The 22,525-nt window shown below is 58.6% G+C and carries 21 protein-coding genes and 1 pseudogene; 17 read left to right on the top strand and 5 right to left on the bottom strand.

Annotated features, from left to right (window positions below; all coding sequences use genetic code 11):
* The first annotated feature begins 23 nt into the window (after positions 1–23).
* Positions 24–662 (top strand): imidazoleglycerol-phosphate dehydratase HisB, encoded by a 639-nt coding sequence (gene hisB / locus HMPREF2614_RS07040; RefSeq protein ID WP_052155531.1) that lies wholly within the window; start codon positions 24–26, stop codon positions 660–662.
* 10 nt (positions 663–672) lie between these two features.
* Here the strand turns inward: hisB and HMPREF2614_RS07045 are convergent, their stop codons facing one another.
* A complete protein-coding gene (locus HMPREF2614_RS07045; RefSeq protein WP_224786579.1) occupies positions 673–1,338 on the bottom strand; it encodes a pyridoxamine 5'-phosphate oxidase family protein in 666 nt (221 codons plus the stop codon).
* Positions 1,339–1,540: 202 nt separating this feature from the next.
* Positions 1,541–2,754 (bottom strand): annotated as a pseudogene (locus tag HMPREF2614_RS10915) (IS110 family transposase).
* Between the two features lie 584 nt (positions 2,755–3,338).
* On the opposite strand from HMPREF2614_RS10915, the gene HMPREF2614_RS07060 reads away from it, so the two are divergent.
* The gene (locus HMPREF2614_RS07060; RefSeq protein ID WP_070432103.1) at positions 3,339–4,760 is read left to right on the top strand and encodes an MFS transporter; all 1,422 of its coding nucleotides are present in this window, start codon (positions 3,339–3,341) and stop codon (positions 4,758–4,760) included.
* A 107-nt stretch (positions 4,761–4,867) separates the two neighbouring features.
* Here the strand turns inward: HMPREF2614_RS07060 and HMPREF2614_RS07065 are convergent, their stop codons facing one another.
* Positions 4,868–5,491 carry an arsenate-mycothiol transferase ArsC gene (locus HMPREF2614_RS07065; RefSeq protein ID WP_038625718.1) on the bottom strand — a complete coding sequence of 208 codons (624 nt, stop codon included), beginning with the start codon at positions 5,489–5,491 and terminating at the stop codon, positions 4,868–4,870.
* Positions 5,492–5,679: 188 nt separating this feature from the next.
* Between HMPREF2614_RS07065 and hisH the strand changes: the two genes are divergently transcribed.
* The 12 genes from hisH (at position 5,680) to pyk (ending at position 17,152) form a co-directional block, all read left to right on the top strand.
* Positions 5,680–6,378: an imidazole glycerol phosphate synthase subunit HisH gene (gene hisH / locus HMPREF2614_RS07070; protein ID WP_038625717.1), complete on the top strand. Its 699-nt coding sequence runs from the start codon at positions 5,680–5,682 to the stop codon at positions 6,376–6,378.
* A gap of 148 nt (positions 6,379–6,526) precedes the next feature.
* Positions 6,527–7,261 carry a bifunctional 1-(5-phosphoribosyl)-5-((5-phosphoribosylamino)methylideneamino)imidazole-4-carboxamide isomerase/phosphoribosylanthranilate isomerase PriA gene (gene priA, locus HMPREF2614_RS07075; protein WP_016422946.1) on the top strand — a complete coding sequence of 245 codons (735 nt, stop codon included), beginning with the start codon at positions 6,527–6,529 and terminating at the stop codon, positions 7,259–7,261.
* Between the two features lie 102 nt (positions 7,262–7,363).
* Positions 7,364–8,176, top strand: a complete 813-nt coding sequence (locus HMPREF2614_RS07080) for an inositol monophosphatase family protein (protein ID WP_038625716.1) — start codon at positions 7,364–7,366, stop codon at positions 8,174–8,176.
* Between the two features lie 83 nt (positions 8,177–8,259).
* Entirely contained in the window at positions 8,260–9,036 is a 777-nt protein-coding gene (gene hisF, locus HMPREF2614_RS07085; RefSeq protein ID WP_038625715.1) for an imidazole glycerol phosphate synthase subunit HisF, read from the top strand.
* On the top strand, positions 9,033–9,431 hold the full coding sequence (gene hisI / locus HMPREF2614_RS07090) for a phosphoribosyl-AMP cyclohydrolase (protein WP_038625714.1): 399 nt from the start codon (positions 9,033–9,035) through the stop codon (positions 9,429–9,431). Before hisF ends, hisI begins: the two co-directional genes overlap by 4 nt.
* A gap of 110 nt (positions 9,432–9,541) precedes the next feature.
* Entirely contained in the window at positions 9,542–11,086 is a 1,545-nt protein-coding gene (locus HMPREF2614_RS07095; RefSeq protein ID WP_038625713.1) for an anthranilate synthase component I, read from the top strand.
* Positions 11,087–11,093: 7 nt separating this feature from the next.
* Positions 11,094–11,744, top strand: a complete 651-nt coding sequence (locus HMPREF2614_RS07100; protein WP_038625711.1) for a TIGR02234 family membrane protein — start codon at positions 11,094–11,096, stop codon at positions 11,742–11,744.
* A 4-nt stretch (positions 11,745–11,748) separates the two neighbouring features.
* On the top strand, positions 11,749–12,555 hold the full coding sequence (gene trpC / locus HMPREF2614_RS07105; protein ID WP_038625709.1) for an indole-3-glycerol phosphate synthase TrpC: 807 nt from the start codon (positions 11,749–11,751) through the stop codon (positions 12,553–12,555).
* Between the two features lie 147 nt (positions 12,556–12,702).
* The gene (trpB, locus tag HMPREF2614_RS07110) at positions 12,703–13,992 is read left to right on the top strand and encodes a tryptophan synthase subunit beta (RefSeq protein WP_005510336.1); all 1,290 of its coding nucleotides are present in this window, start codon (positions 12,703–12,705) and stop codon (positions 13,990–13,992) included.
* Complete coding sequence (gene trpA / locus HMPREF2614_RS07115; RefSeq protein ID WP_038625708.1) at positions 13,993–14,772, top strand: tryptophan synthase subunit alpha; 780 nt, start codon at positions 13,993–13,995, stop codon at positions 14,770–14,772.
* Positions 14,773–14,779: 7 nt separating this feature from the next.
* Entirely contained in the window at positions 14,780–15,703 is a 924-nt protein-coding gene (gene lgt, locus HMPREF2614_RS07120; RefSeq protein WP_070560599.1) for a prolipoprotein diacylglyceryl transferase, read from the top strand.
* 33 nt (positions 15,704–15,736) lie between these two features.
* The gene (gene pyk / locus HMPREF2614_RS07125) at positions 15,737–17,152 is read left to right on the top strand and encodes a pyruvate kinase (RefSeq protein ID WP_038625706.1); all 1,416 of its coding nucleotides are present in this window, start codon (positions 15,737–15,739) and stop codon (positions 17,150–17,152) included.
* Positions 17,153–17,275: 123 nt separating this feature from the next.
* On the opposite strand, the gene HMPREF2614_RS07130 is transcribed toward pyk, so the two are convergent.
* Both HMPREF2614_RS07130 and HMPREF2614_RS07135 read right to left on the bottom strand, forming a co-directional pair.
* On the bottom strand, positions 17,276–18,553 hold the full coding sequence (locus HMPREF2614_RS07130) for an amidohydrolase (RefSeq protein WP_038625705.1): 1,278 nt from the start codon (positions 18,551–18,553) through the stop codon (positions 17,276–17,278).
* A gap of 46 nt (positions 18,554–18,599) precedes the next feature.
* The gene (locus HMPREF2614_RS07135) at positions 18,600–19,949 is read right to left on the bottom strand and encodes a DUF4921 family protein (protein WP_038625704.1); all 1,350 of its coding nucleotides are present in this window, start codon (positions 19,947–19,949) and stop codon (positions 18,600–18,602) included.
* Between the two features lie 111 nt (positions 19,950–20,060).
* Between HMPREF2614_RS07135 and HMPREF2614_RS07140 the strand changes: the two genes are divergently transcribed.
* From HMPREF2614_RS07140 to HMPREF2614_RS07150, 3 genes are all read left to right on the top strand, one after another.
* Positions 20,061–20,444, top strand: a complete 384-nt coding sequence (locus HMPREF2614_RS07140) for a hypothetical protein (protein WP_038625702.1) — start codon at positions 20,061–20,063, stop codon at positions 20,442–20,444.
* A gap of 255 nt (positions 20,445–20,699) precedes the next feature.
* Positions 20,700–22,043, top strand: coding sequence for an NADP-specific glutamate dehydrogenase (gene gdhA, locus HMPREF2614_RS07145; protein WP_038625701.1), 1,344 nt, complete (start codon positions 20,700–20,702; stop codon positions 22,041–22,043).
* A 96-nt stretch (positions 22,044–22,139) separates the two neighbouring features.
* Positions 22,140–22,525, top strand: a 386-nt coding sequence (locus HMPREF2614_RS07150; RefSeq protein ID WP_168162098.1) for a TSUP family transporter, incomplete at its 3' end; no start/stop codon positions are given.

The raw sequence follows: 22,525 nt of genomic DNA on the forward strand, positions 1-22,525 counted from the left end.
CACTACAAGGAGAGATTTGACTTATGCACTTCAGTGATAAGGACCATCTGGAGGCAGAGCGCACTGAGCGCGTTGGCCGGATCGAGCGCGCCACCCGTGAATCGAGCATCGTCTGCTCGGTGAATCTCGATGGCACCGGCAAGACCGATATTTCGACAGGTCTGCCGTTCTTTGACCACATGTTGACCGCTTTCGGCTCCCACGGCAGCTTCGACCTGACTGTGCATGCCAACGGTGACACCGAGGTCGATGCGCACCACACGGTGGAGGACACCGGCATCGTTATGGGGCAGGCGTTTGCCCAGGCACTGGGGGATAAGTCCGGTATTCGCCGCTTTGGTGACAGCTTCATTCCAATGGATGAAACTCTGACGCACGCAGTGGTTGACGTGTCGGGTCGTCCGTATTTTGTTGGTACTGGCGAGCCAGAGCAGATGTTGACTGCCGTTATTGGTGGCCACTACGCAACGGTTATCAATGAGCACTTCTTTGAGTCCTTCGCCCTAAATGCTCGCATTGCGCTGCATGTTCGCTGTCTCTACGGGCGCGATCCGCACCACATCACCGAGGCTGAGTACAAGGCTGTGGCCCGTGCCCTGCGTGCTGCCGTCGAGGACGACCCGCGCGTCCACGGTGTGCCGTCGACTAAGGGCACCCTATAGCTTTCGCAGGCTACGCGCGCCCGAGTTGCGCCTGTAGCTGTTCCACCTGCGCATTTAATTCCTCTACCTGCTGCTTCAAATCCTTGATGTCCTGGCGGTAGAGGTCAATGCGCTCATCAACCTGCTCCTTTGTGTAGCGAGGTTTGATGTATTTGGAACAGTTACTATCAGCCGAAATGACATCGACTACCATCGCGCGCTCATATGGGCTGCGGATTTCTCGGCCGTTGACCTGCCGTAGCGTATCCATCAGCTTTGGGTCGTCGGCTTTTTCAATCACTTGTGCTGTGCCGAAGAGCTTGAGCCGCTTGCGCGTAGCGTAGTCGATGAAAAACATACAGACTCGACTATCGCGGTCAACATTTCCGGTATTGACGAACTGATTATTGCCATGAAATTCGAGCCAACCCAGCTTCATGGGGTTCAGTACATGGACAAATCCCTCGGGTCCACCGCGGTGTTGGACATAGGGCCAGCCAGCGCCGGTAACAGTGGACAAGAAAAAGTGCGATGACGTTTTAATGAGCTTTTGGTGGGCCGGCTCGATTTCAAAGTGGTCTTGAGATCGGGGAATCTCAGTTTGAAGTGATTCCTGGCGGCGCCGGACGTAGCTGTCAAAGGCAATGTCCTGGTACTGGAGATCCTGGTACTCGGGCTTATTGTCCATCGGGCTCATATCCGCAGACTTTAGCCCCGAGGGGAAGCGCTAGTGCTGACTTTTCAAATAGTTCCCAATTTTGGAGGTGCAGTTTTGTGTGTGGGGGGAGCCTATGTTTTTGTCAAGCCTAAATCGGAATTCTTAGGTGAAACTCTTTTGGGGGGTATGCACGATTATTGGGCCCATCAACTGGTGTTGGTGGATCTGATTGCTGCTCGGCTTAAACTGCTACTGATTGTTTGGTAAGTGTCTCTCGGTAGAATTCCTTGTTTTTGAGCATGGCGTAGATGACGTTGCATCTGCGTCTGGTTGGGCACATGAGTGGGGCGCATTGTGGCGTTTGCCTTCTGCTCTTTTGCGCCCGTAGTAGGTTCGGGATGTTTCGTGGCTTCGAATGGCAGTAAACGCTTCAGTAGAACAGCGCATTTTTCAGTCGCTTGTTTCCTGTTCTGGATGGGAACTCGCCTCGTATTGATGAGCCTGATCTTCGTGTCACAGGAGCAATTCCTGCAAAGGCGGCCAGGTGGCCAGAGGATGCGAAGTCGGATCCATCACCGATGGAAAGCAGGATTCTCGTGCTGCGGTCTTGATGCCGATTCCCGGCGTATTCGATCCAAGACCTCGGAGGCAGGGATATCCTCCAGCACGCCGTCGACCTGGCCGACGATAGTTTCGCGTTGGGTCTTTAGTGCTTTAATGTTGGCTGCCAGCTGCGGGATAACAAGTTCGGCTGCCTCGGTTCCGGGAACAGTAACAGTTCGTGCCGCTAGTGCCACGAAAATGCTGTCCACCAGCACGTCCGGGTTGTGCCGGCTTCTCTTGGATAACCACGCCAGAACCCGGGTACAACCAGTCTTTTTCAGTCCTGTCGGACCTGTGTAATGGATGAGTAAGTCCAGTGTCGGGGTGTGGGTACGCGTGCTGCCAGCGAAAACACGCTTCAGACTGGGGTAGATTTGGGTGAGTAGACTGCGTAAGCGGTTGACGGTTCTGGTGCAGTCACGAGAAATGTCATCGTCAAAGCCGGACAGCATCCTAAGGGCTGCGAGTACTTCACTGTTTCGGTCAACCGCCCGTAGGGTGTGCGGCATTGTTCATGCAGTGTCGGCTGATGATGAAGGCGTCGCGACTGTCGGTTGTCGCCTGTCCAGGGTAGAGATTTGCAGCTTTTCTCATGGCCAAGCCTGGTAAGTAGCCGACCTGGCAACCGTGTTGATGGGCAACTGCAATGGGGAGCGCTCCGATGGTGTTGGGTTAGTCAACAACAACTAAGACTGTGCCGTGAGTCTGAAAGTCTTCGAAGAGTGCTGCTAACTCTGATTCGAGTTGGGGAAGAGTCTTGTCGAAAACCTTTATGCCGTCCTTGTCTAAGGCGCAGGCGTGGTGTTGAGACTTGCCTACGTCTAGGCCCCAGGAGAATGTCGATGGGAATATCCTGCGACATGGATGGCTCCTAGGAAAACGTGGTGGATTTGCCAGTCGCTGGTGTCATGACATTCGTGGCGCACACCCACGTCTACATTGAAGCCTGGAGATTCCGGCTGCGTCCCTATTAGCTGTCATCGAATGTTCTGGTGCCGGGCGGTATCCCGGTTTATTGAAACTACAGGGCGATTAAGCCGTACCCGGCCCAGCGACTGTTCCCATTATCGGGGATGACTTCAAGGTAACGGGCAATAGTGGGGCGGTTTAATGCGTGTTCATTGCGAGTCGAAATAGCACCGACAACGAGCTCATAATGGCAGCCGTGGTAGTTATTAAGGGCAGGCCAATTCTTTTCCTTAGCTGGAGTTTTGGAGGGACTAATGGTAACAACGTCTGTAGACGTGCTTCTAGCGCAGGTGTCTACCGCATCGACGCTAAGCACTTATTTTTTGTTCATTGTCGCTGGTCTGCTGGTGGGCGGAACATGGTCACTCTATAAGTCCGGATCAAGGGTTGGAACGATTGTTCTCGGGCTTTTATCTGTGATCGCTCTCGCCGGCGCGATTTTGTGGTTGTTAGGAGTGATGGAGTAAATGGCGTCCCGGGTGATGGACCGCAGGCAGTTAGACGAACTGGACAGCATGTGGAAAGCGCCCGGACTAGTACCTACGCTAGTCGCCGTGATGGCCGCCTTCGGTGGCTGGTCTCTCCTCATGCCTGTTATTCCGCAGGCAATTCTTGACGATGGCGGTGGAACCTCGCTCGCCGGTGCCTACACCGGTGTCTTCATGGCTGCCACAGTTCTGACGCAGACTCAGACGCCACGAGTGTGTCGCCGTCTTGGCTACGGCATGACCATGCTGATTTCAGGTCTGTTCTTGGGCTTGCCGACGATTCTGCACATCTTCGGCACTGACGCTGCATTGGTTCTCATGATTGCGGTTTTGCGTGGTATGGGCTTCGGCGCGTTGACTGTCGCCGAGTCCGCATTGATCGCAGAGCTTGTGCCCCTGAAATTCCTGGGTAAGGCCTCTGGTGTACTTGGTGTGGCCGTTGGTCTGTCCGAGCTTATTTTCCTGCCACTTGGTCTCATCATTGCGGATAAGACTGGCTCCTACACTCCGGTTTATATTCTGGGTGCCGTCATTTCGCTCGTTGGCTCGGTGATGGCCCTATTCATTCCGAAGATTAAGCCAGCGCCGAAGGAGGGCAAGGGCGGCAACGAGGATGTCGGTGACCCCGTTCCTGGCTCTGCAGCAACGCAGCCGAGCCCAGTTGAGCACGTTGCCACTTGGAAGCTGGTGGCCATTCCCGCGCTTGCAATCTGCACGATTGCTATGGGCTTCGGTGGTATTTCCGCTTTCCTTGCACCGGCAGCTCGTGAGGTTGATGCTGTTTCTGGTGCAATTGTCGCTGGTCTGGCTCTATCGGTTCTCGGTGGCGCGCAGATGGTGTTCCGTTACTTCGCAGGAATCTACGCCGACCGTAAGTCTGAGGCTGGAATTCTGCTGATTCCGGCATTGATCAGTGGTTTTATTGGCCTGCTGATGATGTCCGGCGTGGTTCTCTTTGATCTGTCGGCCTGGCTGCTGTTGGTCGCTGCCATTTTCTACGGCGCGGGCTTCGGCATTGTGCAAAATGAGGCTCTGCTGCTGATGTTTGCCCGCCTGCCGCGTGACCGTACTGCTGAGGCCAGTGCCTTCTGGAACATGTCCTTTGACTCGGGCACAGGTATCGGCTCGTTCGTTCTGGGAGCCGTAGCTGCGGCTGCGCTCCGTCCGTACCCGGCTGTCTTTGCCTTTGCAGCAGCTCTGCTGGCAGTTGGCCTCATTGGTGCGGTGCTCGACCGAATCATCGGAAAGCACCGCGTGGCGGAGTACCAGAACACCCGCGCTACGCTGCGTCGTCTGGGAGATGCCGTGAAGCGTCATACGCCGGAGGCAGCCGTGCGTGTTGCCCGCCCGGCAAAGAACGCAGTGACGCGCTTGACGGTTCGGGACCGCAAGAAGAAGTAACTACATAAAAAGAGACGTTAGAAAAAGAGTGGCTGCGCTAGTCCTAGCGCAGCCACTCTTTTTTGGTTAATAAATGCAACCCCCGGTGTGTGATCAGCCGTGCCTGTTTACGCGACGGCGACGTCCATCTCGGTGAAGAGAGACCGCAGGCGGGTTTCGATATCGTCGATAAGCGACTGGAGCTCGTCGTCTGCGAGATTGTCCGGATCCGCGACATCCCATTCCACGTAGCGGTCGCCTGGGACTGCCGGCGTCTCCTCGATGCCCATGAGCACTACGACATCGGCGCGGTGGGAAACACGGGGAGTAATCGTCTTTTGAGTGAGGCGCGAGGTGTCCACCCCGCGATCATGAAGAGCTTCGACGACGCGCGGATTCAGGCCATCCTCTGGAGTCAGGCCGATGGTGCGGATAAAGACTTCGTCACCGGCCAGGTGGTAAGCCAGAGCAGTGGCAATCTGGCTGCGGCCGGAGCCGCGGCTGTCGGCAAAGAGAATTTCCTGGCGCGGGGCGAAGTCCTTGCATCCGCTCGCGGCCTTGATGCGCTCGGTGGCCTCGCGTTCGGCGAGGACGGGGAGGAAGTTAGTCACCTTCGCAGAGCTGGACAGCTCTGCAATGACATCGTCGAGGATGGAATCGATAGTCGCAGCATCGCAGGCTGCATCGTAGAGCCGGTGAAGGTCCTCGCGGACAATGGCAAATGATTTACTAAGAACGGATGCGGTAGTCATAGCGTCTGAGTCTCTCTGTGAAAAATAATCAGGAGTATTAGGGATAAATCAATAACTTAGTTAACCTGTTGTTAATCTTGAGTTTACCAAAGTATTCGGTGGGCGTATACCAGCGCTTTTGCCTGTCCAGGCAGTTTTCTTGGGGTAAATGGGAAACATCGATTCCCAGCGCCTTAAAATGTCCAACTATGGAACAAGTCTCACCTTCGACGAAGACCCCAACTGTTGCCATCCTTGATTACGGCTCCGGTAATTTGCGTTCAGCTGAGCGCGCTGTGGCCACCACGGGTGCCGAGGTTATTGTGACCGCCGATCCGAAGACCGTGATGGAGGCCGATGGTCTCCTCGTTCCCGGCGTCGGTGCCTATGCCGCATGCATGGAGGGTTTGCATCGAGTGCAAGGGCCGCGCCTGATTGGCTCTCGACTCGCAGGTGGTCGGCCGGTGATGGGAATCTGCGTTGGTATGCAGGTGCTCTTTGACCGCGGCGTCGAGTACGCCGACGGCATCCATGCAGCGGAGACCGACGCATCCGCAGCTGTCACCGGCACCCCGGGTTGTGGTGAATGGCCCGGTACTGTCGAGCGCCTCGAGGCGTCGATTCTGCCGCACATGGGCTGGAACACGGTTGAGGTGCCGGAAGGCTCAAAGATGTTTAAGGGGCTGGAAGATCAGCGTTTTTACTTCGTCCACTCCTACGGTGTGCGCACGTGGGACCTTGATACGGATTCTCGCATCGCTCCGCCGCTGGTGACGTGGTCTGCCCACGAATCCGATCGGTTTATCGCAGCCGTAGAAAACGGTCCGCTGTGGGCTACACAGTTCCACCCTGAGAAGTCTGGCGAAGCAGGGTTGAAGCTGCTGCAGAATTGGGTGGACACGCTGTAGTTGCCCAATCGGTAGTATCTTCCCTAACCGCACTACCTGGCAGGTGACGGAATTTCGCCACTTAGACCACCTATACTGAGATAACTAGCAACAAGCGTCGTGGCGACTATGGCCACAACGCCCAAAAGTCGAAGAGAGTAGAGCCCCCATGAGTTTGACCCTGCTGCCCGCTGTAGACGTAGCCGATGGCCAGGCTGTGCGCCTTGTTCAGGGTGCTGCTGGAACCGAGACTTCCTACGGTGCACCGCTGGAAGCTGCCATGAATTGGCAGAACGCAGGCGCTGAGTGGATCCACTTGGTCGACCTCGACGCCGCGTTCGGTCGCGGTTCGAACTACGACCTGCTTGCCGACGTTGTGGGCAAGCTCGACGTGAAGGTGGAGCTCTCCGGCGGTATCCGTGACAACGCTTCGCTCGAAGCTGCGCTGGCAACTGGCTGCGCCCGCGTCAATATTGGCACCGCCGCACTGGAGAACCCGGAGTGGTGCCGCGAGGTTATCGCCAACTACGGCGACCGTGTGGCCATTGGTCTGGACGTCCTCAACGAAGAGGGTCAGTGGCGCCTGCGCGGCCGCGGCTGGGTCTCCGACGGTGGTGACCTCTGGGAGGTGCTGGAGCGCCTGGATGCTCAGGGTGCATCCCGTTTCGTGGTGACTGACGTCTCCAAGGACGGCACCCTGCAGGGGCCGAATGTGGAACTGCTGCGCGAGGTCGCTGCTGCTACCGATGCTCCAATCGTCGCTTCCGGCGGTGTCAGCAGCCTGGACGACATTGCAGCTATTGCCACGCTGGTCGATGAGGGTGTTGACTCCGCAATTGTGGGTAAGGCGCTCTACGCAGGGCGTTTCACTCTGGAAGAGGCCCTGGCAGTAGCTCGCGGCTAAAGAGAACACTTTCGTGGCCGGGCCGGGGAGACGTCGTCAAGCGAAAGCGTTAACGAGCAAACGGCACCCCGGCTGAGACGGCGGATGAAGGACTTAGAAAGTATGGATGCCCTGGAACCGCGGGCGATGCTCGCTATTGCTGAAGCGGCGCTCGATGAGGTTGAAGGCCTGTTCACGCAGCAGGTGGGCGCGGACCCGGTTGTCATGAAGCCGCGCGGGGATTTCGCGACGGAGACCGACCTGGAAATTGAGCGTCGTCTGCGCCAGCTCCTCACGCAGTATTCTGGCCTGCCCGTCTACGGCGAGGAATTCGGTGGCAAAGTCCCCGAGGAACATACCGCCTGGGTCATCGATCCGATTGACGGCACCACGAACTATTCCAACGGCTTTCCGCTGTGTGCCATGCTGCTCACACTCATGCATGAGGGGGAGCCGGTGGTCGGCATTACCTCCATGCCTCTGCTGCGCCGTCGTATCACCTCAGCTAAAGGTAGCGGCACATTTGTCAACGGCCGTCGCGTCAACATCGATGCCGAGGCCGGTCGCCCGGTTTCGATTGCCTTCGGCTCCGTCATTGCGAGTACCGACGGCACACTCCCACGTAAGTGGCGCCAACTGTTGCTGTCAAAGGTGGGCGAGCGCTATCCGACGATCCGAATTACTGGCTCTGTCGGAGTGGACTTGGGCTCCACCGCGATGGGGGCATTCGGCGGCACGGTGACTTTCTCACCGCATGTATGGGATAACGCAGCCGGCGTACTGCAGATTTCCGAAGCTGGTGGCGTGGTCACAGACTTGGCAGGCAATCCCTGGCGGCATGATTCCGTAGGCGTGCTAGCGGGAACTCGAGATGTCCATGCCACGCTGCGGTCGATTATTGACCAACTGGGTCGTCCGGAGACTTTCCGGAGCTAAAACTTGGGCGACGCCCCGAGCTGGGTGGTTGCGCAAACCGTCGAGCCACAACTTTGAGCTAACACGAGGAGAACTTAAAAACTATGTCTCTGGCAGTACGCGTGATTCCTTGCCTGGATGTCAACAATGGGCGGGTCGTCAAGGGGGTTAACTTTGAGAATCTCCGCGATGCCGGCGATCCGGTCGAGCTGGCCCGCCGCTATGGCGAGGAGGGCGCTGATGAGTTGACATTCCTGGACGTCACGGCTTCCAAGGATGGCCGTGGCACCATGCTCGACGTGGTGCGCCGCACCGCGAGTGAGGTCTTCATTCCGCTGACGGTCGGCGGCGGCGTGCGCAGCGTCGAGGATGTCGATCAGCTGCTTCGCGCCGGAGCCGACAAAGTCAGTGTCAACACCGCTGCGATTGCACGTCCGGAACTGCTCAGCGAGCTGTCGCGTCGTTTCGGCGCACAGTGCGTCGTCCTGTCGGTGGATGCCCGCCGTGTTCCCGAGGGAGGCACGCCTCAACCGTCGGGCTTCGAGGTCACTACGCATGGTGGTTCACGCTCGGCCGGGATCGACGCCGTCGAGTGGGCGCGCCGCGGCGAGGAGCTTGGCGTCGGCGAGATTTTGCTGAACTCCATGGATGGCGACGGCACCAAGGATGGTTTCGACCTGGAGTTGCTGGAGAAGGTCCGCGCTGCCGTCGACGTTCCGGTGATTGCCTCTGGTGGTGCGGGTAAGGCGGAGCATTTCCCGCCAGCCGTGCGCGCCGGTGCCAACGCGGTTTTGGCTGCTTCCATTTTCCACTTCGGCGAGGTTAGCATTGTTGAGGTCAAGGAAGAGATGGCCCGTGAAGGAATCGAGGTACGTCAGTGACGGACCTAGCCCCAGGAGCTGCAGCTCACGGTGCAGGAGATGATCCGCGGGAGTACACGCTCCCAGCAGATATCGCGAACATCGCCAAGTTCAATGCTGACGGCTTGATTCCCGCTATTGTGCAGGAAGAGTCTACAGGCCGTGTACTCATGATGGCGTGGATGGATTCCCACGCCCTGGCGTACACCATCGCCACCAAGCGCGGCACCTACTGGTCGCGTTCGCGGTCGGAGTACTGGATCAAGGGACTGACTAGCGGCCACTTCCAGACGGTGACATCGCTGGCGTTGGACTGTGATGGCGATACCGTGCTGATGCAGGTAGTGCAGGACGGCGCCGCATGTCACACTGGCTCGCACAGCTGCTTTGACGTGCATCCCGTGTTCGAGGACTAGGCGGTCAACCTTGGCTGCCGAGGTGGGGTTTCGTCGTCAAGCGCGCCCAACTCCGGTGAAGTCCGGGGTTAAGTGATGTGCAATCCGGGGTGCGTGGCACAATAGCGGCTATGACTCGTATCACCATGACCACGCGTGAGCGTTTCCGCGAACTGGCTGCACATCATCGGGTCGTACCCGTGGTTCGCAAGGTTTTGGCGGACGGCGAAACGGCGCTGTCGGCCTACCGCAAGCTCGCAGCCGATCGTCCCGGCACCTTCTTGCTGGAGTCCTCCGATGTGGGGCAGTCGTGGTCGCGCTGGTCGTTTATCGGTTGCGGCAGTCGCGCCGCGCTGACGGTGGATGATGCGGGGGAGGCAACTTGGATTGGCAACGCGCCGTCGGGCGCGCCAGAGGGCGGAAATCCGCTGGATGCGCTGCGTCGCACGCTGGAGCTGCTGCACACGGAACTCCCGCTTGCCGACGATGCTTCGGTACCCAAGCTCACCTCTGGTCTCGTCGGCTACTTCGGGCATGACATTGTCCGCTACATTGAGCCGCAGCTGCCGGATACCACTGACAATGATTTGCAGATTCCGGAGCTCATGCAGCTGCTGGTGGAAGATTTGGCTGCTTTTGACCACCACGAGGGTGTGCTGTGGCTGATTTCCAATGCCGTCAACTGGGACGGCTCGGATGAGCGGATTGATCAGGCGTATGACACCGCCTGTGATCGTGTCAATGCGATGGTGGAGCGGCTTTCGGAGCCCTCTGATCTGCGTCCGGCGGAAGTTAGCTTCCCAGAGCCGGTGATTCGTCGCCAGCGCGCCGCCGAGGACCACATGGATCGTATTGAGCGTTGCAAGGACCACATCCGCGCCGGTGATGCGTTCCAGATTGTGCTCTCGCAGCGGTTCGAGATGGACACGCAGGCCTCCGCCTTTGATATCTACCGCATCCTGCGGGTTTCCAATCCGTCGCCCTACATGTTCCTGGTCAACGTTCCAACCAAGGACTTCTCCGGTACTGCTTTCCAAATTGTCGGTTCCTCCCCAGAGTCGCTCGTGGCAGTCCAGGGCAGTGAGGTCATCACCAACCCCATCGCGGGCACGCGTCCGCGTGGTGCTACGGTGGAGCAGGACAATGCGCTGGAAGCTGATTTGCTGGCAGACGAGAAAGAAAATAGTGAGCATTTGATGCTCGTCGACCTTGGCCGCAATGACCTCGGACGTGTCTGCCGCCCGGGCAGTGTTGTTGTGCACGACTTCCGTCATATTGAGCGCTACAGTCACGTTATGCATCTGGTCTCTACGGTCACCGGCGAGCTTTCCAGCGACGCCACGGCTGTCGACGCATTCGCGGCCACTTTCCCAGCGGGAACGCTCTCAGGTGCGCCGAAGCCTTCCGCGCTGAGCATTATCGACAAGTTCGAGGACACGCGCCGGGGTGTTTACGGCGGCACCGTTGGATACTTTGACTTCCGGGGAAATACCGATCAGGCAATTGCCATCCGCACAGGCGTGAAGAAGGGCGATACCGTCTACGTCCAGGCCGGTGGCGGAATTGTCAGTGATTCTGACCCGGTGGCAGAGGATGAAGAGACCCGCAACAAGGCCGCGGCTGTGCTGCGAGCTGTCGCGGCAGCTGAGACACTAGTCCCAGCGGAAAGGAGCTAGGTTTTCGATGAAGTCGACAACGATGCTCTCCGGTGGCCTCATTGGTGTGGCCGCGGCGGGAATGTGGTTGTGCAGCCGAAGTGCGTGGCTGACAGTCGATACTGTCGACGACAAGTCCGGTCCTGCGACCACAGATTTGGTGGGCGCAGTATGGGCTCCGGAGTTGACCTCGATTGCGCTGGCAATGGTGGCCGCGCTTTTTGCCACCACCATTTTGGGCGCACTCGGCCGCCGTATTGTCGGTGGGCTTGCGGCGCTGCTCGCAATTGCGGCGTCGTGGACCCCGATGACTTTGCTTGCCAGCGGAGAAGACGGTGTGGACTCCCAGCGGGCACTGGATTTGTTGACATCGGGAAGCGCCTCACAGCGCGCCAGTGATGCGGTGACTGTGGCAGACTGGGCGCAGGTCGATAACATTCAGGTACACGCGATGGGGCCAGCTCTGGCCTTGCTGTGCTGCGCACTGGCGCTGGTAGGGGCGGTATTGCTGGTACGTCGACCGGGTGCTGTGAAGAAACAGAAGTCCAGCGCGTATGAGACCCCGGAGGTACGCCGTCAGCGTATCGCCGAGGATCTGGAGGAAGACCCGCAGTCGGGTCGAGTTCTGTGGGATGCTTTGGATGCCGGTGTAGATCCTACGGATCTGGATAAGGAGTAAGGCCGTGGCTAACGTTCTGGACAAGATTATTGAGGGCGTGCGGGAAGATCTCGCTGCTCGGGAAGCCAAGATTTCCTACCGTGAAATCAAGGAGCTCTCGCTGAAGGCACCGTCGCCGATTGATACCGTGACGGCACTGGCAAAGCCTGGGGTGCAGGTGATTGCAGAGGTCAAGCGTGCCTCTCCGTCAAAAGGAGAGCTGGCTGACATCCCCTCGCCGGAAGTTTTGGCGGCAGAGTACGAGCAGGGTGGCGCGGCTGTCATTTCCTGTCTGACTGAGGAGCGCCGCTTCCGCGGTTCGCTCGCTGACCTCGATGCCGTGCGCCGCGCGGTGAACATTCCGGTGCTCCGCAAGGACTTCATCGTCACTCCGTACCAGGTCCATGAGGCTCGCGCGCATGGTGCCGATTTGGTGCTGTTGATGTGCTCCGCTTTGGATCAGCCGACACTGGAGTCGCTGCTGGATCGCACCGAGTCGCTCGGTATGAACGCTCTAGTTGAGGCGCACACCGCTGAAGAGGTTGAGCGCGCCGAGGCTGCTGGTGCCAAGATCCTCGGCATCAACGCCCGCAATCTGAAGACTCTCGACGTGGACCTCTCCGTGTACGAACGCCTTGCACCGATGCTGCCGGATCATGTTGTGAAGGTGGCAGAGTCCGGTGTCAAGGGGCCGGAGGAACTGCGCTACTACGCCTCCCACGGCGCCGACGCGGTGCTGGTGGGAGAGGGGCTGGTCACCGCGGGCAAGCCGGGTGAGGCTTGCCGACGTCTCGTTGCCGCCGGTGTTCACCCGACACTCCGCAGCGAGTAGCGATAGTCCGCGGTTGCGATAATCAGCTGCATCGCACCGCGAATTCCGCCTCATTTGGTTGCGTGTCACACCTGTTGTGCTGGCGCACCACAGTTTCTTAGGCCTTATCTCCCCGCAACGGGTGGGGATAGTCCACAATAGATAACTGTGAGTGACCAAGATTTCAAGAATCATGATGCCCGAGGTGACCGCTTGCCTACGATGGGTGAGGTTATCGCGGAGACAACGAACCACGAGTCAGATGCCATTGGGCACTGGGGTAAGTGGGGCGGCCAGTTTGTGCCAGAGGCGCTGATGGCCGTCATCGGTGAGGTCACCGATGGCTACGCGAAGGCCCGCGTTGATCAGGATTTTCTCGATGAGCTCGACCGGCTACAGCGTACGTATGTCGGCCGTCCCTCGCCGCTGTACTACGCGGAGAAGTTCTCCGCTGACATCGGCGCTGACGTCTGGCTCAAGCGCGAGGATCTGAACCATACTGGCAGCCACAAGATTAATAACGTCTTGGGCCAAGTCCTGCTTGCCAAGCGCATGGGTAAGAAGAACATCATTGCCGAGACCGGTGCCGGACAGCACGGTGTTGCAACCGCCACCGCTTGTGCGCTGCTCGGCCTTAACTGCCGTATTTACATGGGTAAGGTCGACGCGATTCGCCAGCGTCTCAATATCGCCCGCATGCGCCTGCTTGGCGCTGAGGTTATCGAGGTCGAGATTGGTTCGAAGACTCTCAAGGACGCAATCAATGAGGCCATGCGTTTTTGGGTTTCACACGCCGATGACACCTACTACTGCTTCGGCACTGCAGCCGGTCCGCACCCGTTCCCAACAATGGTGCGCGACTTCCAGCGCATCATCAGCGCCGAGGCACGCCAGCAGATTCTCGCGGAGACCGGCTCGCTTCCCGACGCTGTCGTGGCCTGCGTTGGCGGCGGTTCTAATGCAATCGGCGCGTTCCACCACTTCATCGATGATGAATCGGTTCGCCTGATTGGCGCTGAAGCTGGCGGCGATGGTGTTGAGACCGGTCGCCACGCAGCCCCTATTTCGGCCGCCGGTAATCCGGGTGTGTTCCAGGGCTCCTTCGCCGCCCTGATGCAGAACGAGGACGGCCAGATTACAGAGTCGCATTCGATCTCTGCGGGTCTGGATTACCCGGGCGTGGGCCCGGAGCACTCTTATCTGGCTGATATTGATCGCGCGTCCTACCTGCCGGTGACCGATACCCAGGCGATGCAGGCATTCCAGGACCTGACTCGGATGGAGGGCATCCTGCCCGCTATCGAGTCCGCACACGCGGTGGCTGCCGCCCGACTCATCAGCGGTGACCTGAATGAAGAGCTGGGCCGTAAGCCGCTGATTATTGTCAATGTTTCCGGTCGCGGTGACAAGGATGTCGACACCGCTGCTAAGTGGTTTGATCTGATGGAGGAGTCCTAAATGAGTCTGAGTGACGTCTTTGACAAAGTCCGTGAGGAAAACCGCGCAGCATTTATCGGCTACTACCCAGCGGGTTTCCCGACTACCGATAAGTCGATTGAGAACATCAAGGCGATTGTCGACGCTGGCGCCGACATCATCGAGGTTGGTCTGCCTTTCTCCGACCCGATGATGGATGGCCCAACCATTCAGGATGCCGCCAACGTGGCTCTGGATGCGGGCTTCCGCACCCGTGAGATTATGCGTGTGGTCCGCGAAGTCACCGAGCACGGCGGTACCTGTGTGGTCATGAGCTACTGGAATCCGATTCTCCAGTATGGTCCGGAGCGTTTCGCTGAGGACTTGGCCGCCGCTGGTGGTCGTGGCACCATCATCCCGGATCTCATCCCCGAGGAGGCCGGCCAATGGCAGCGTGCAGCTGAGACCAATGGTCTGTCCAACATCATGTTGGTTGCTCCGTCATCGACCAACGAGCGTCTGCAGCTAACTGCCACCGCGTCGACCGGCTTCGTCTACGCCACTAGCCACATGGGAGTCACAGGTGCCCAGGCCAGTGTCGACTCGGCCGCCGGCAAGTTGGTTGCCCGCACGCGTGAGGTTACCGATACACCGGTGTGCGTCGGTTTGGGCGTCTCCAATGGGGAACAGGCCGCGGAGATTGCCGAGTTTGCAGATGGCGTAATCGTTGGCTCGGCACTGATCAAGGCCGCGATGAAGAGCACCGATGACCTGGTAACGCTCGCCCGTGAACTTGCCGCGGGCGTACGAGGAGAGAGCTAGCGCATCTATGAGTTCCACCCTTGTTCTCGCTGAGACTGCAACGACGTATCTGGCCAACATTCCCTCTCCGCCGCAGGGGGTGTGGCAGTTAGGGCTGCTACCACTGCGCGGTTACGCGATTTCCATCTTGGTTGGCGTACTTGTCGGCATTTACTGGATGCAGCGCCGCTACGTGGCCAGGGGTGGAGACCCGGAGTTGGTCCTCGACATTGCCATTGCGGTTATTCCTGCGGGCATTATCGGCGGCCGTCTCTACCACGTCGCCACCGACTGGGAGAAGTACTTTGGCCCCGGCGCCAATCCCGCCGATGCACTGAAGATCACCAATGGTGGTCTCGGTATCTGGGGAGCGGTGGCGCTGGGGGTGCTGGCCGCGTGGGCGGTCGCTAAGTGGCGGAAGGTGCCGTTTGCGCCAGTTCTTGACGCGGCCGCACCCGCAATCATCCTTGGTCAGGCCATTGGGCGTCTGGGCAATTGGTTCAACCAGGAACTCTACGGCGGCCCAACGTCGCTTCCGTGGGGTCTGGAAATTTACCAACGAGTTGATGAGTTTGGCCGAGTTGCCCCTGTCACCGGAACGTCGACAGGCGAAGTGCTGGCCGTGGTGCATCCGACGTTCCTCTACGAGATGGTGTGGAACGTCCTCGCCTGTCTGGTCATTGTCTGGGCGGACCGAAAGCTCAAGATGGGCGGCGGCCGCGTCTTTGCACTCTATGTCGCAGCCTACACTTTGGGACGTTTCTTCATTGAACTCATGCGCGTCGATGACGCAACGCTGATATTCGGTGTGCGTATTAATAACATCACGTCGCTCGTGGTCTTCTTCTGCGCTGTGATTGCTTTGTGGATTCTGCGAGCGAAGAGCCGCGAAACCGCAGCTGAAGTCAGGGGAGAGTGCGAGGCTGCTGAAGCTCACAGTGTTTCCAACTGACGCATAGCCCGTTAAGGGACTAGGCTGGAGGCCGTGCTTAGACGAACGAAGATTGTATGTACCCTCGGTCCAGCAGTTGCTTCGCTGGAGGGGATTACCGGGCTGGTCAACGCCGGCATGGATGTTGCCCGTCTGAATTTCTCTCACGGTGAGCATGAGGACCACGCTCAGAACTACCACTGGGTGCGTGAAGCATCCGATGCTACGGGACGTGCGGTTGGTATTCTCGCCGATTTGCAGGGGCCAAAGATTCGCCTCGGTCGCTTTAAGGAAGGCTCGACGTATTGGGCTGACGGCGAGATTGTGCGCATCACCGTCGACGATGTCGAAGGCACGCACGACCGCGTCTCCACCACGTACAAGAACCTCGCTGATGATGCCCGTCCGGGCGATCGCCTGCTTGTCGACGACGGTAAGGTGGGCCTGGAGTGCATCGAGGTAGATGGCAATGATGTGGTGTGTCGTGTCATCGAGGGCGGTCCGGTCTCTAACAACAAGGGTGTTTCCCTGCCGGGGATGAACATCTCGGTGCCGGCTCTGTCGGAGAAGGATATCGCTGACCTGCGCTTCGCTCTGAAGCTGGGGGTGGACTTCATTGCGCTGTCCTTCGTCCGTTCGCCTTCCGACGTCGAACTGGTCCATGCGGTCATGGATGAGGTTGGCCGTCGTGTCCCGATTATCGCCAAGCTGGAGAAGCCAGAGGCAGTCGAGTCTCTTGAGGCGATTATCCTGGCCTTCGATGCCGTGATGGTTGCTCGTGGCGACCTCGGTGTTGAGGTGCCGCTGGAAGATGTTCCGCTGGTTCAGAAGCGCGCTATTCAGATTGCCCGCGAGAACGCCAAGCCGGTCATCGTGGCCACCCAGATGCTCGACTCCATGATTTCGAATTCGCGCCCGACTCGTGCGGAGGCCTCCGACGTGGCCAACGCTGTGCTCGATGGTGCAGATGCCGTGATGCTTTCGGGTGAGACCTCAATTGGTAAGTACCCGCAGGCCACGGTGAAGACCATGGCTCGCATCGTTACCGCCGCTGAGCGCGAGGGGGAAGTTCCTGCGCTGACTCACATGCCGCGCACTAAGCGTGGTGTTATTTCCTACGCAGCTCGCGATATTGGTGAGCGCTTGAATGCCCGCGCTATGGTTGCTTTCACCACCTCGGGTGATACCGCTCGCCGTGTGGCACGCTTGCACTCTCGCCTGCCGCTGCTGGTATTCACTCCGAATCAGCAGGTTCGTTCGCAGCTTGCGCTGACGTGGGGCGCGGAGACCTTCTTGGTGCGCGAGGTTAACAGCACGGATGAGATCATGCAGGTCATCGATGAGCAGCTCTTGACCATGGAAAACTACAACGCTGGTGACACGCTGGTCGTTGTTGCTGGTACCCCTCCAGGAAATGAGGGCAATACCAACATGATTCACGTCCACGTTATTGGCGAGGACGCACGCTAGCTCTTTGGCACATTTGAAAAGCCGGTAAGCCCTTGTGGGGCTTACCGGCTTTTTGCTAGAGCCTTTCAACCTGGGCTGTCTTTTTGTCCCTGTGCGCGGTGGCAAGTGGCCGACAAACAACCTTTACTTTGCCAGGTAGGACAGCACGGCGGCAGCGGCGGCAGAAGTCGCGGAGGTAGCCGTTGGCTTGAAGTCCGGCAGGAAGGTCGGCATGTGGTTCGATGGTACGTCTTCGACCACGCGGTCGGCAGCAACGGCGGCTTCCCACGTATCCCGAGGTGTGGCGCCAACTGTCCAGTAGACATACGGGCAGTTCAGGCCACGGGGAAGGTCTGAGAAGTCCTCCGACGCCGTCCACGGCACGGCATCGGTGGAGTCTTCGCCGAGAACAGCGTCCAAGACCGGGCGAATCGTGGCAAACGCCTCCGAATCATTGTCAGTGACTTCGCCGTGATCCGAGTAGTCAATCACAGGTTCAACCTCAGTACCGGAAGCCAGGCACTCGCCACGAACAACGCGCTCAATGCCCGCAATGAGCTTGGCGCGTACCTCGTTGGAGTAGTAGCGAATGTTCAGCACAATCTTGGCCTGACCTGGGATTGTGTTATTCGAATTGCCAGACTGCAGCGTGCCGACGGACAAAACACCAAACTCGTGGGGAGGAATCTCGCGCCCCACAATTCCTTGCAAGCGCAGAACGATCGCGGCGGCCAAGTACGTCGGGTCAATGGCGTTGTGTGGCATAGATCCATGCGCGGAGCGACCGGTCAGCGTGATGCTGATGGTGTCACAGCCAGCAAGTGCCGGGCCGGGCATGGTCATTACCTGACCTGCGGGGCCGGGAACAATGTGCTGGCCGAAGCACACATCTGGGGTGGGGATGAGGTCTGCCAGGTCGTCGTCAATCATGGCCTGTGCACCGCAGGCCAGTTCCTCGGCGGGCTGGAACAAGGCAATGAAAGTACCCGACCACTCAGACTTAGTCGCTGCCATCAGGCTAGCCAGGCCAAGACCAGCCGTCATGTGCATATCATGGCCGCAGGCGTGCATGACGGCGGTGGCGGAACCATCGCGGGCGGTACCGGTGGCTGAGGAAGCGAAGTCCACACCTGTTTCCTCGAAAACTGGAAGCGCATCGATATCAGCGCGGAACAGCACAGTGGGGCCGGGGCCATTTTCCATGACACCAACGAGGCCGTGGCCGCCGATTCCCTCATGCACTGTGTAAGTGCCCATGTCGCGAAGAGCACCGGCCAGATAAGCGGCAGTTTTCTCCTCTGCTTGAGACAGCTCCGGGTGCTGGTGCAGGTAGCGGTAGATTTCCCACTGTTTGTCCAACGGCACTCGATGGGTGGCGATGAGGTCGCGAATGCGGCTCAGTCGTGCTTCATTGTTGCTCACCTGGATTAAGACTCCTTACTTCTTTCTCTATTTTCTGCCCAGAGGCCTACAGTCGCGTTCCGTCCTCGACAAGCGGGTTGTACTTCAGGGAATTCGGCAGGCACTGGCACTCGGTCGCAATGTGAATGCTGTCCGAGATCTTCCCGGTCTCCCGTAGACGGTACATCTCTGGTACGACGCGGTCGCGCAGATCCCATGGGGAGATGGTGTTCAGATAAATCTTGGTGCCACCTTCAAAGCCGGCCAAGTTCGAGGTGCGCCACTTAATCATCACCCGCCATGGCATGCGGGCATCCAAATCGACAGGACGGTGATGCCATTCCTCATTGCATGGAATGGTGGGGCCGGCAGCGGCATGACAGGCGTGAATCAGATCCGACATGGCGTCGATTTCAGCGCGGGTTTGCAGCCACGGTTCGCAGATGTCCGACTTCGAGAAAATCTCCAGCGTGGGGTAGCGGTGTCCGAATCCGGCAAAAGCCACTGCATGCTCATTTTCCGCGATGATCAGATTGTGGCGGGCAGCATAGTCCACTGCGAATTCGTTGTAGATATTCGGGTTCTTGCGCACCGCTTGCACTTCGCGCTTGAGCTGCTCGCCGTGCTCATCGATGGCCACAAGCTGCTTGTGCAAGTGATCGAAGCTCGCGCCTGCCGGCTTCAGCCAGTTTTGGAAAGCGGCCACATAACGCACGTAGCGGTTACGTCGGTACAGGTCAGCAATCGACTCGACGGTAAACGCAATGAGTGCGCGGTGCTCGGCAACGCTCAACGTGCCAGAAGAAGCCAGCTGGTTATCGTGAGTAGCGCCGTCCACAAAGTGACGACGGGCAACGATTACATCGTGGCCGCCGGCGAAATAGCTCGGGGCTCGGCGCAGCAACTCCTCGTCGGAAAGCGAGCTGATTTCCTCTTCGCTGCGTCCAGCGGCGCGGTAGCGCGTGCGAATGATGTTGAGCACATGCTCGCGGCCCATCGGGTCGTCGAGGTAGGCTTCCATACGCTGCTGAGTCTCGCGGTCGGGCTCGAATCCGTAGTTGTCCGCCCAGTAGTCATACGAGACGATTTCGAACAGGTTGGGCACGCGGCGGAATTCCGCAGTGGTGTCGAAGAGCTGGTCAGGCAGTACTCCGGTCACTGTGGTGTAACCGCCGAATACTGAGTCATCGAGGACAACGCGGGCCTTCTCTGGTGGGGTTTGCAGCAGATTGTTCCAGCCGAAGGAATCGCGGGAACCAAAATCCTCCTCGCTCAGTGGCTGCGGATCCGTGTGCTTAATTCCCAGCGGCCGATTGCCACGACCGGGGACTGTCCACACCTGGGTACCGGAAAAAGGATTGACTTGCTTCACCGTGCCGTCGGCAAGCGTGATGAGAGGATTGCTGAAAGCCTGCATAGGTTCAACACTACGTCTTTGCTGGCGGTCGGCGCGTCAACGTAGGGGGATAGGAGCTTGACGACGGTTAGTTATTGTCTGGCCGTCTCGCGTGGCTTAGCCTGTGAAGTTATGTCGAAGATTGTTTTTCACTGCCTGGTGAAGCCGACCGAATCGGAGGCGCTGGCCGAGGCATTTCGTACTAAGTTGAGTGAGTTTGACCGCGCCGGGCGGGTTAGTGATGTGGCTGTGTCGGTGGCGTCGGCGGACACTGACGCGCAGTTGGTGGAGCAGTGGGAGCGCGAGAACCCGAAGGAGCCGCTTGGAGAGAGGAAGGTATTCCGTTATCTCTTGAGCTTCGATCAGCACGGTGGTTCTCTCAATGAACTCGCTATGGACCTCTCGGAGCTACTGACTCCGCGTGCAGAATTGCCCCCGGATCCGGTGCTGCGTGAGTTCGACGAATTACTCGAATCTGTTGCGACGTATCCCTGGAATGTTGCCGTATTTAGGTAATTTCCTACCTAATCGGTGAAAAGTGTAACTGGTCACAGTGGCGGTGCTTGGCTCAGAGAGCGGGTGTAGTGCGAAACACTACGAGTTTTCCCAGCAATATGCCGTTGTATAATTATGTCCGCTTCAATATCAACAGTTGCCCAGTCCTTGTGCACACAACCTGTGCCACCGAGATACGGCAACCGAGAAGCGGTTTACAACCGCGGACTGGTTGTTCTTCGTGGGCGCCATAATGGTTACGCAGAGAGGTTTATTTTGAATATCGAGCAGAAGGTTTCGGGACTCTATGACCAGATTCTTACCCGAAACGCCGGTGAGCCGGAGTTCCACCAGGCAGTGGCAGAAGTTCTGGAGTCCCTGAAGGTCGTCCTGGAAAAGGATCCACACTACGGTGACTACGGCTTGGTTCAGCGTCTGTGTGAGCCGGAGCGCCAGATCATTTTCCGCGTGCCGTGGGTCGATGACCAGGGCCAGGTTCAGGTCAACCGTGGCTTCCGCGTTCAGTTCAACTCTGTGCTGGGCCCGTACAAGGGCGGTCTGCGCTTCCACCCGAGTGTGAACCTCGGCATCATCAAGTTCCTGGGCTTCGAGCAGATTTTCAAGAACTCCCTGACCGGCCTGCCAATCGGCGGCGGTAAGGGCGGCTCCGACTTTGATCCGAAGGGCAAGTCTGAGCTGGAGATCATGCGCTTTTGCCAGTCGTTCATGACTGAGCTGCACCGCCACATCGGCGAGTACCGTGATGTCCCGGCCGGTGACATCGGCGTCGGCGGCCGCGAGATCGGCTACCTGTTCGGTCAGTACCGCCGTATGGCCAACCAGCACGAGTCCGGTGTCCTCACCGGTAAGGGCCTGACCTGGGGCGGCTCCCTGGTCCGCACCGAGGCCACCGGCTACGGCTGCGTCTACTTCACTGAAGAGATGATGAAGGCCAACGGTGCTGACATCAACGGTGCCAAGGTCATCGTTTCCGGTTCCGGTAACGTCGCTATCTACGCCATTAAGAAGGCTCAGGAGCTCGGCGCTACCGTCATCGGTTTCTCTGACTCCTCCGGTTACGTCTCCACTCCGAACGGTGTCGACGTCGAGCTGCTGAAGGAAATCAAGGAAGTCCGTCGTGCTCGTGTCTCCGAGTACGTGGCCGAGGCTGAGGGCGCTGAGTTCCACGAGGGTGGCAACATCTGGGAGCTCAAGGCCGATGTTGCACTGCCGTGTGCAACTCAGAACGAGCTGAGTGGCGAGTCCGCCAAGCTGCTGGTCGAAAACGGCTGCCGCTTCGTTGCCGAGGGCGCAAACATGCCGTCCACCCCGGAGGCCATCGAGGTCTTTAAGTCCAACGGTGTCCACTTCGCACCGGGCAAGGCTGCCAACGCTGGCGGTGTTGCTACCTCCGCTCTGGAGATGCAGCAGAACGCGACCCGCGATTCCTGGTCCTTCTCCTACACCGATGAGCGCCTGAAGCGCATCATGACCAACATCTTTAAAAACTGCGAGACCACCGCAGCTGAGTACGATCACGAGGGTAACTACGTGCTCGGTGCCAATATCGCAGGTTTTAAGAAGGTCGCTAACGCAATGCTGGCTCAGGGCGTCATCTAGTTCGCATCGAGTCCGCTAACGTCTCCGCTTTACGACGGGTTCCCGGAGACCCCGCCCGTGGAGTAGCCAAAAAGCCCACGCTGTAAACTCCCTCCCATGGAGTTATCAGTGTGGGCTTTTGTCTTTATCGTGGCAACGATTTTCATCGGGGCACTGATGCAGCGAGTAGCTGGCATGGGACTCGGTCTGCTGGGAGGGCCAGTCCTCTCACTGATTGCAGGCCCAGTAGCAGGTATTTTGATTATCAACGTGCTCGCCACCGTCAATGCGGTCATGCAGACTATCTCGGTGCGAGAAAACGTCGACTGGAAGAAGTTCTGGCTAATTGGTCCGGTGATGGCTTTTGGGGCGCTGCCAGGCGCCTGGGTGGTTCACAACACGCCCAGCGGGCCACTCCAGGTTCTGGTCGGTGGGCTAGTGCTGCTTGCGCTGCTGGTGACATCCTTTATGGGCTCTTCCGGTTTCGGAGTGCGTAGCGGGGT

Origin of the sequence: Corynebacterium sp. HMSC074C11 (assembly GCF_001809455.1) — a bacterium.
In the GTDB taxonomy this organism is placed as follows: domain Bacteria; phylum Actinomycetota; class Actinomycetes; order Mycobacteriales; family Mycobacteriaceae; genus Corynebacterium; species Corynebacterium amycolatum.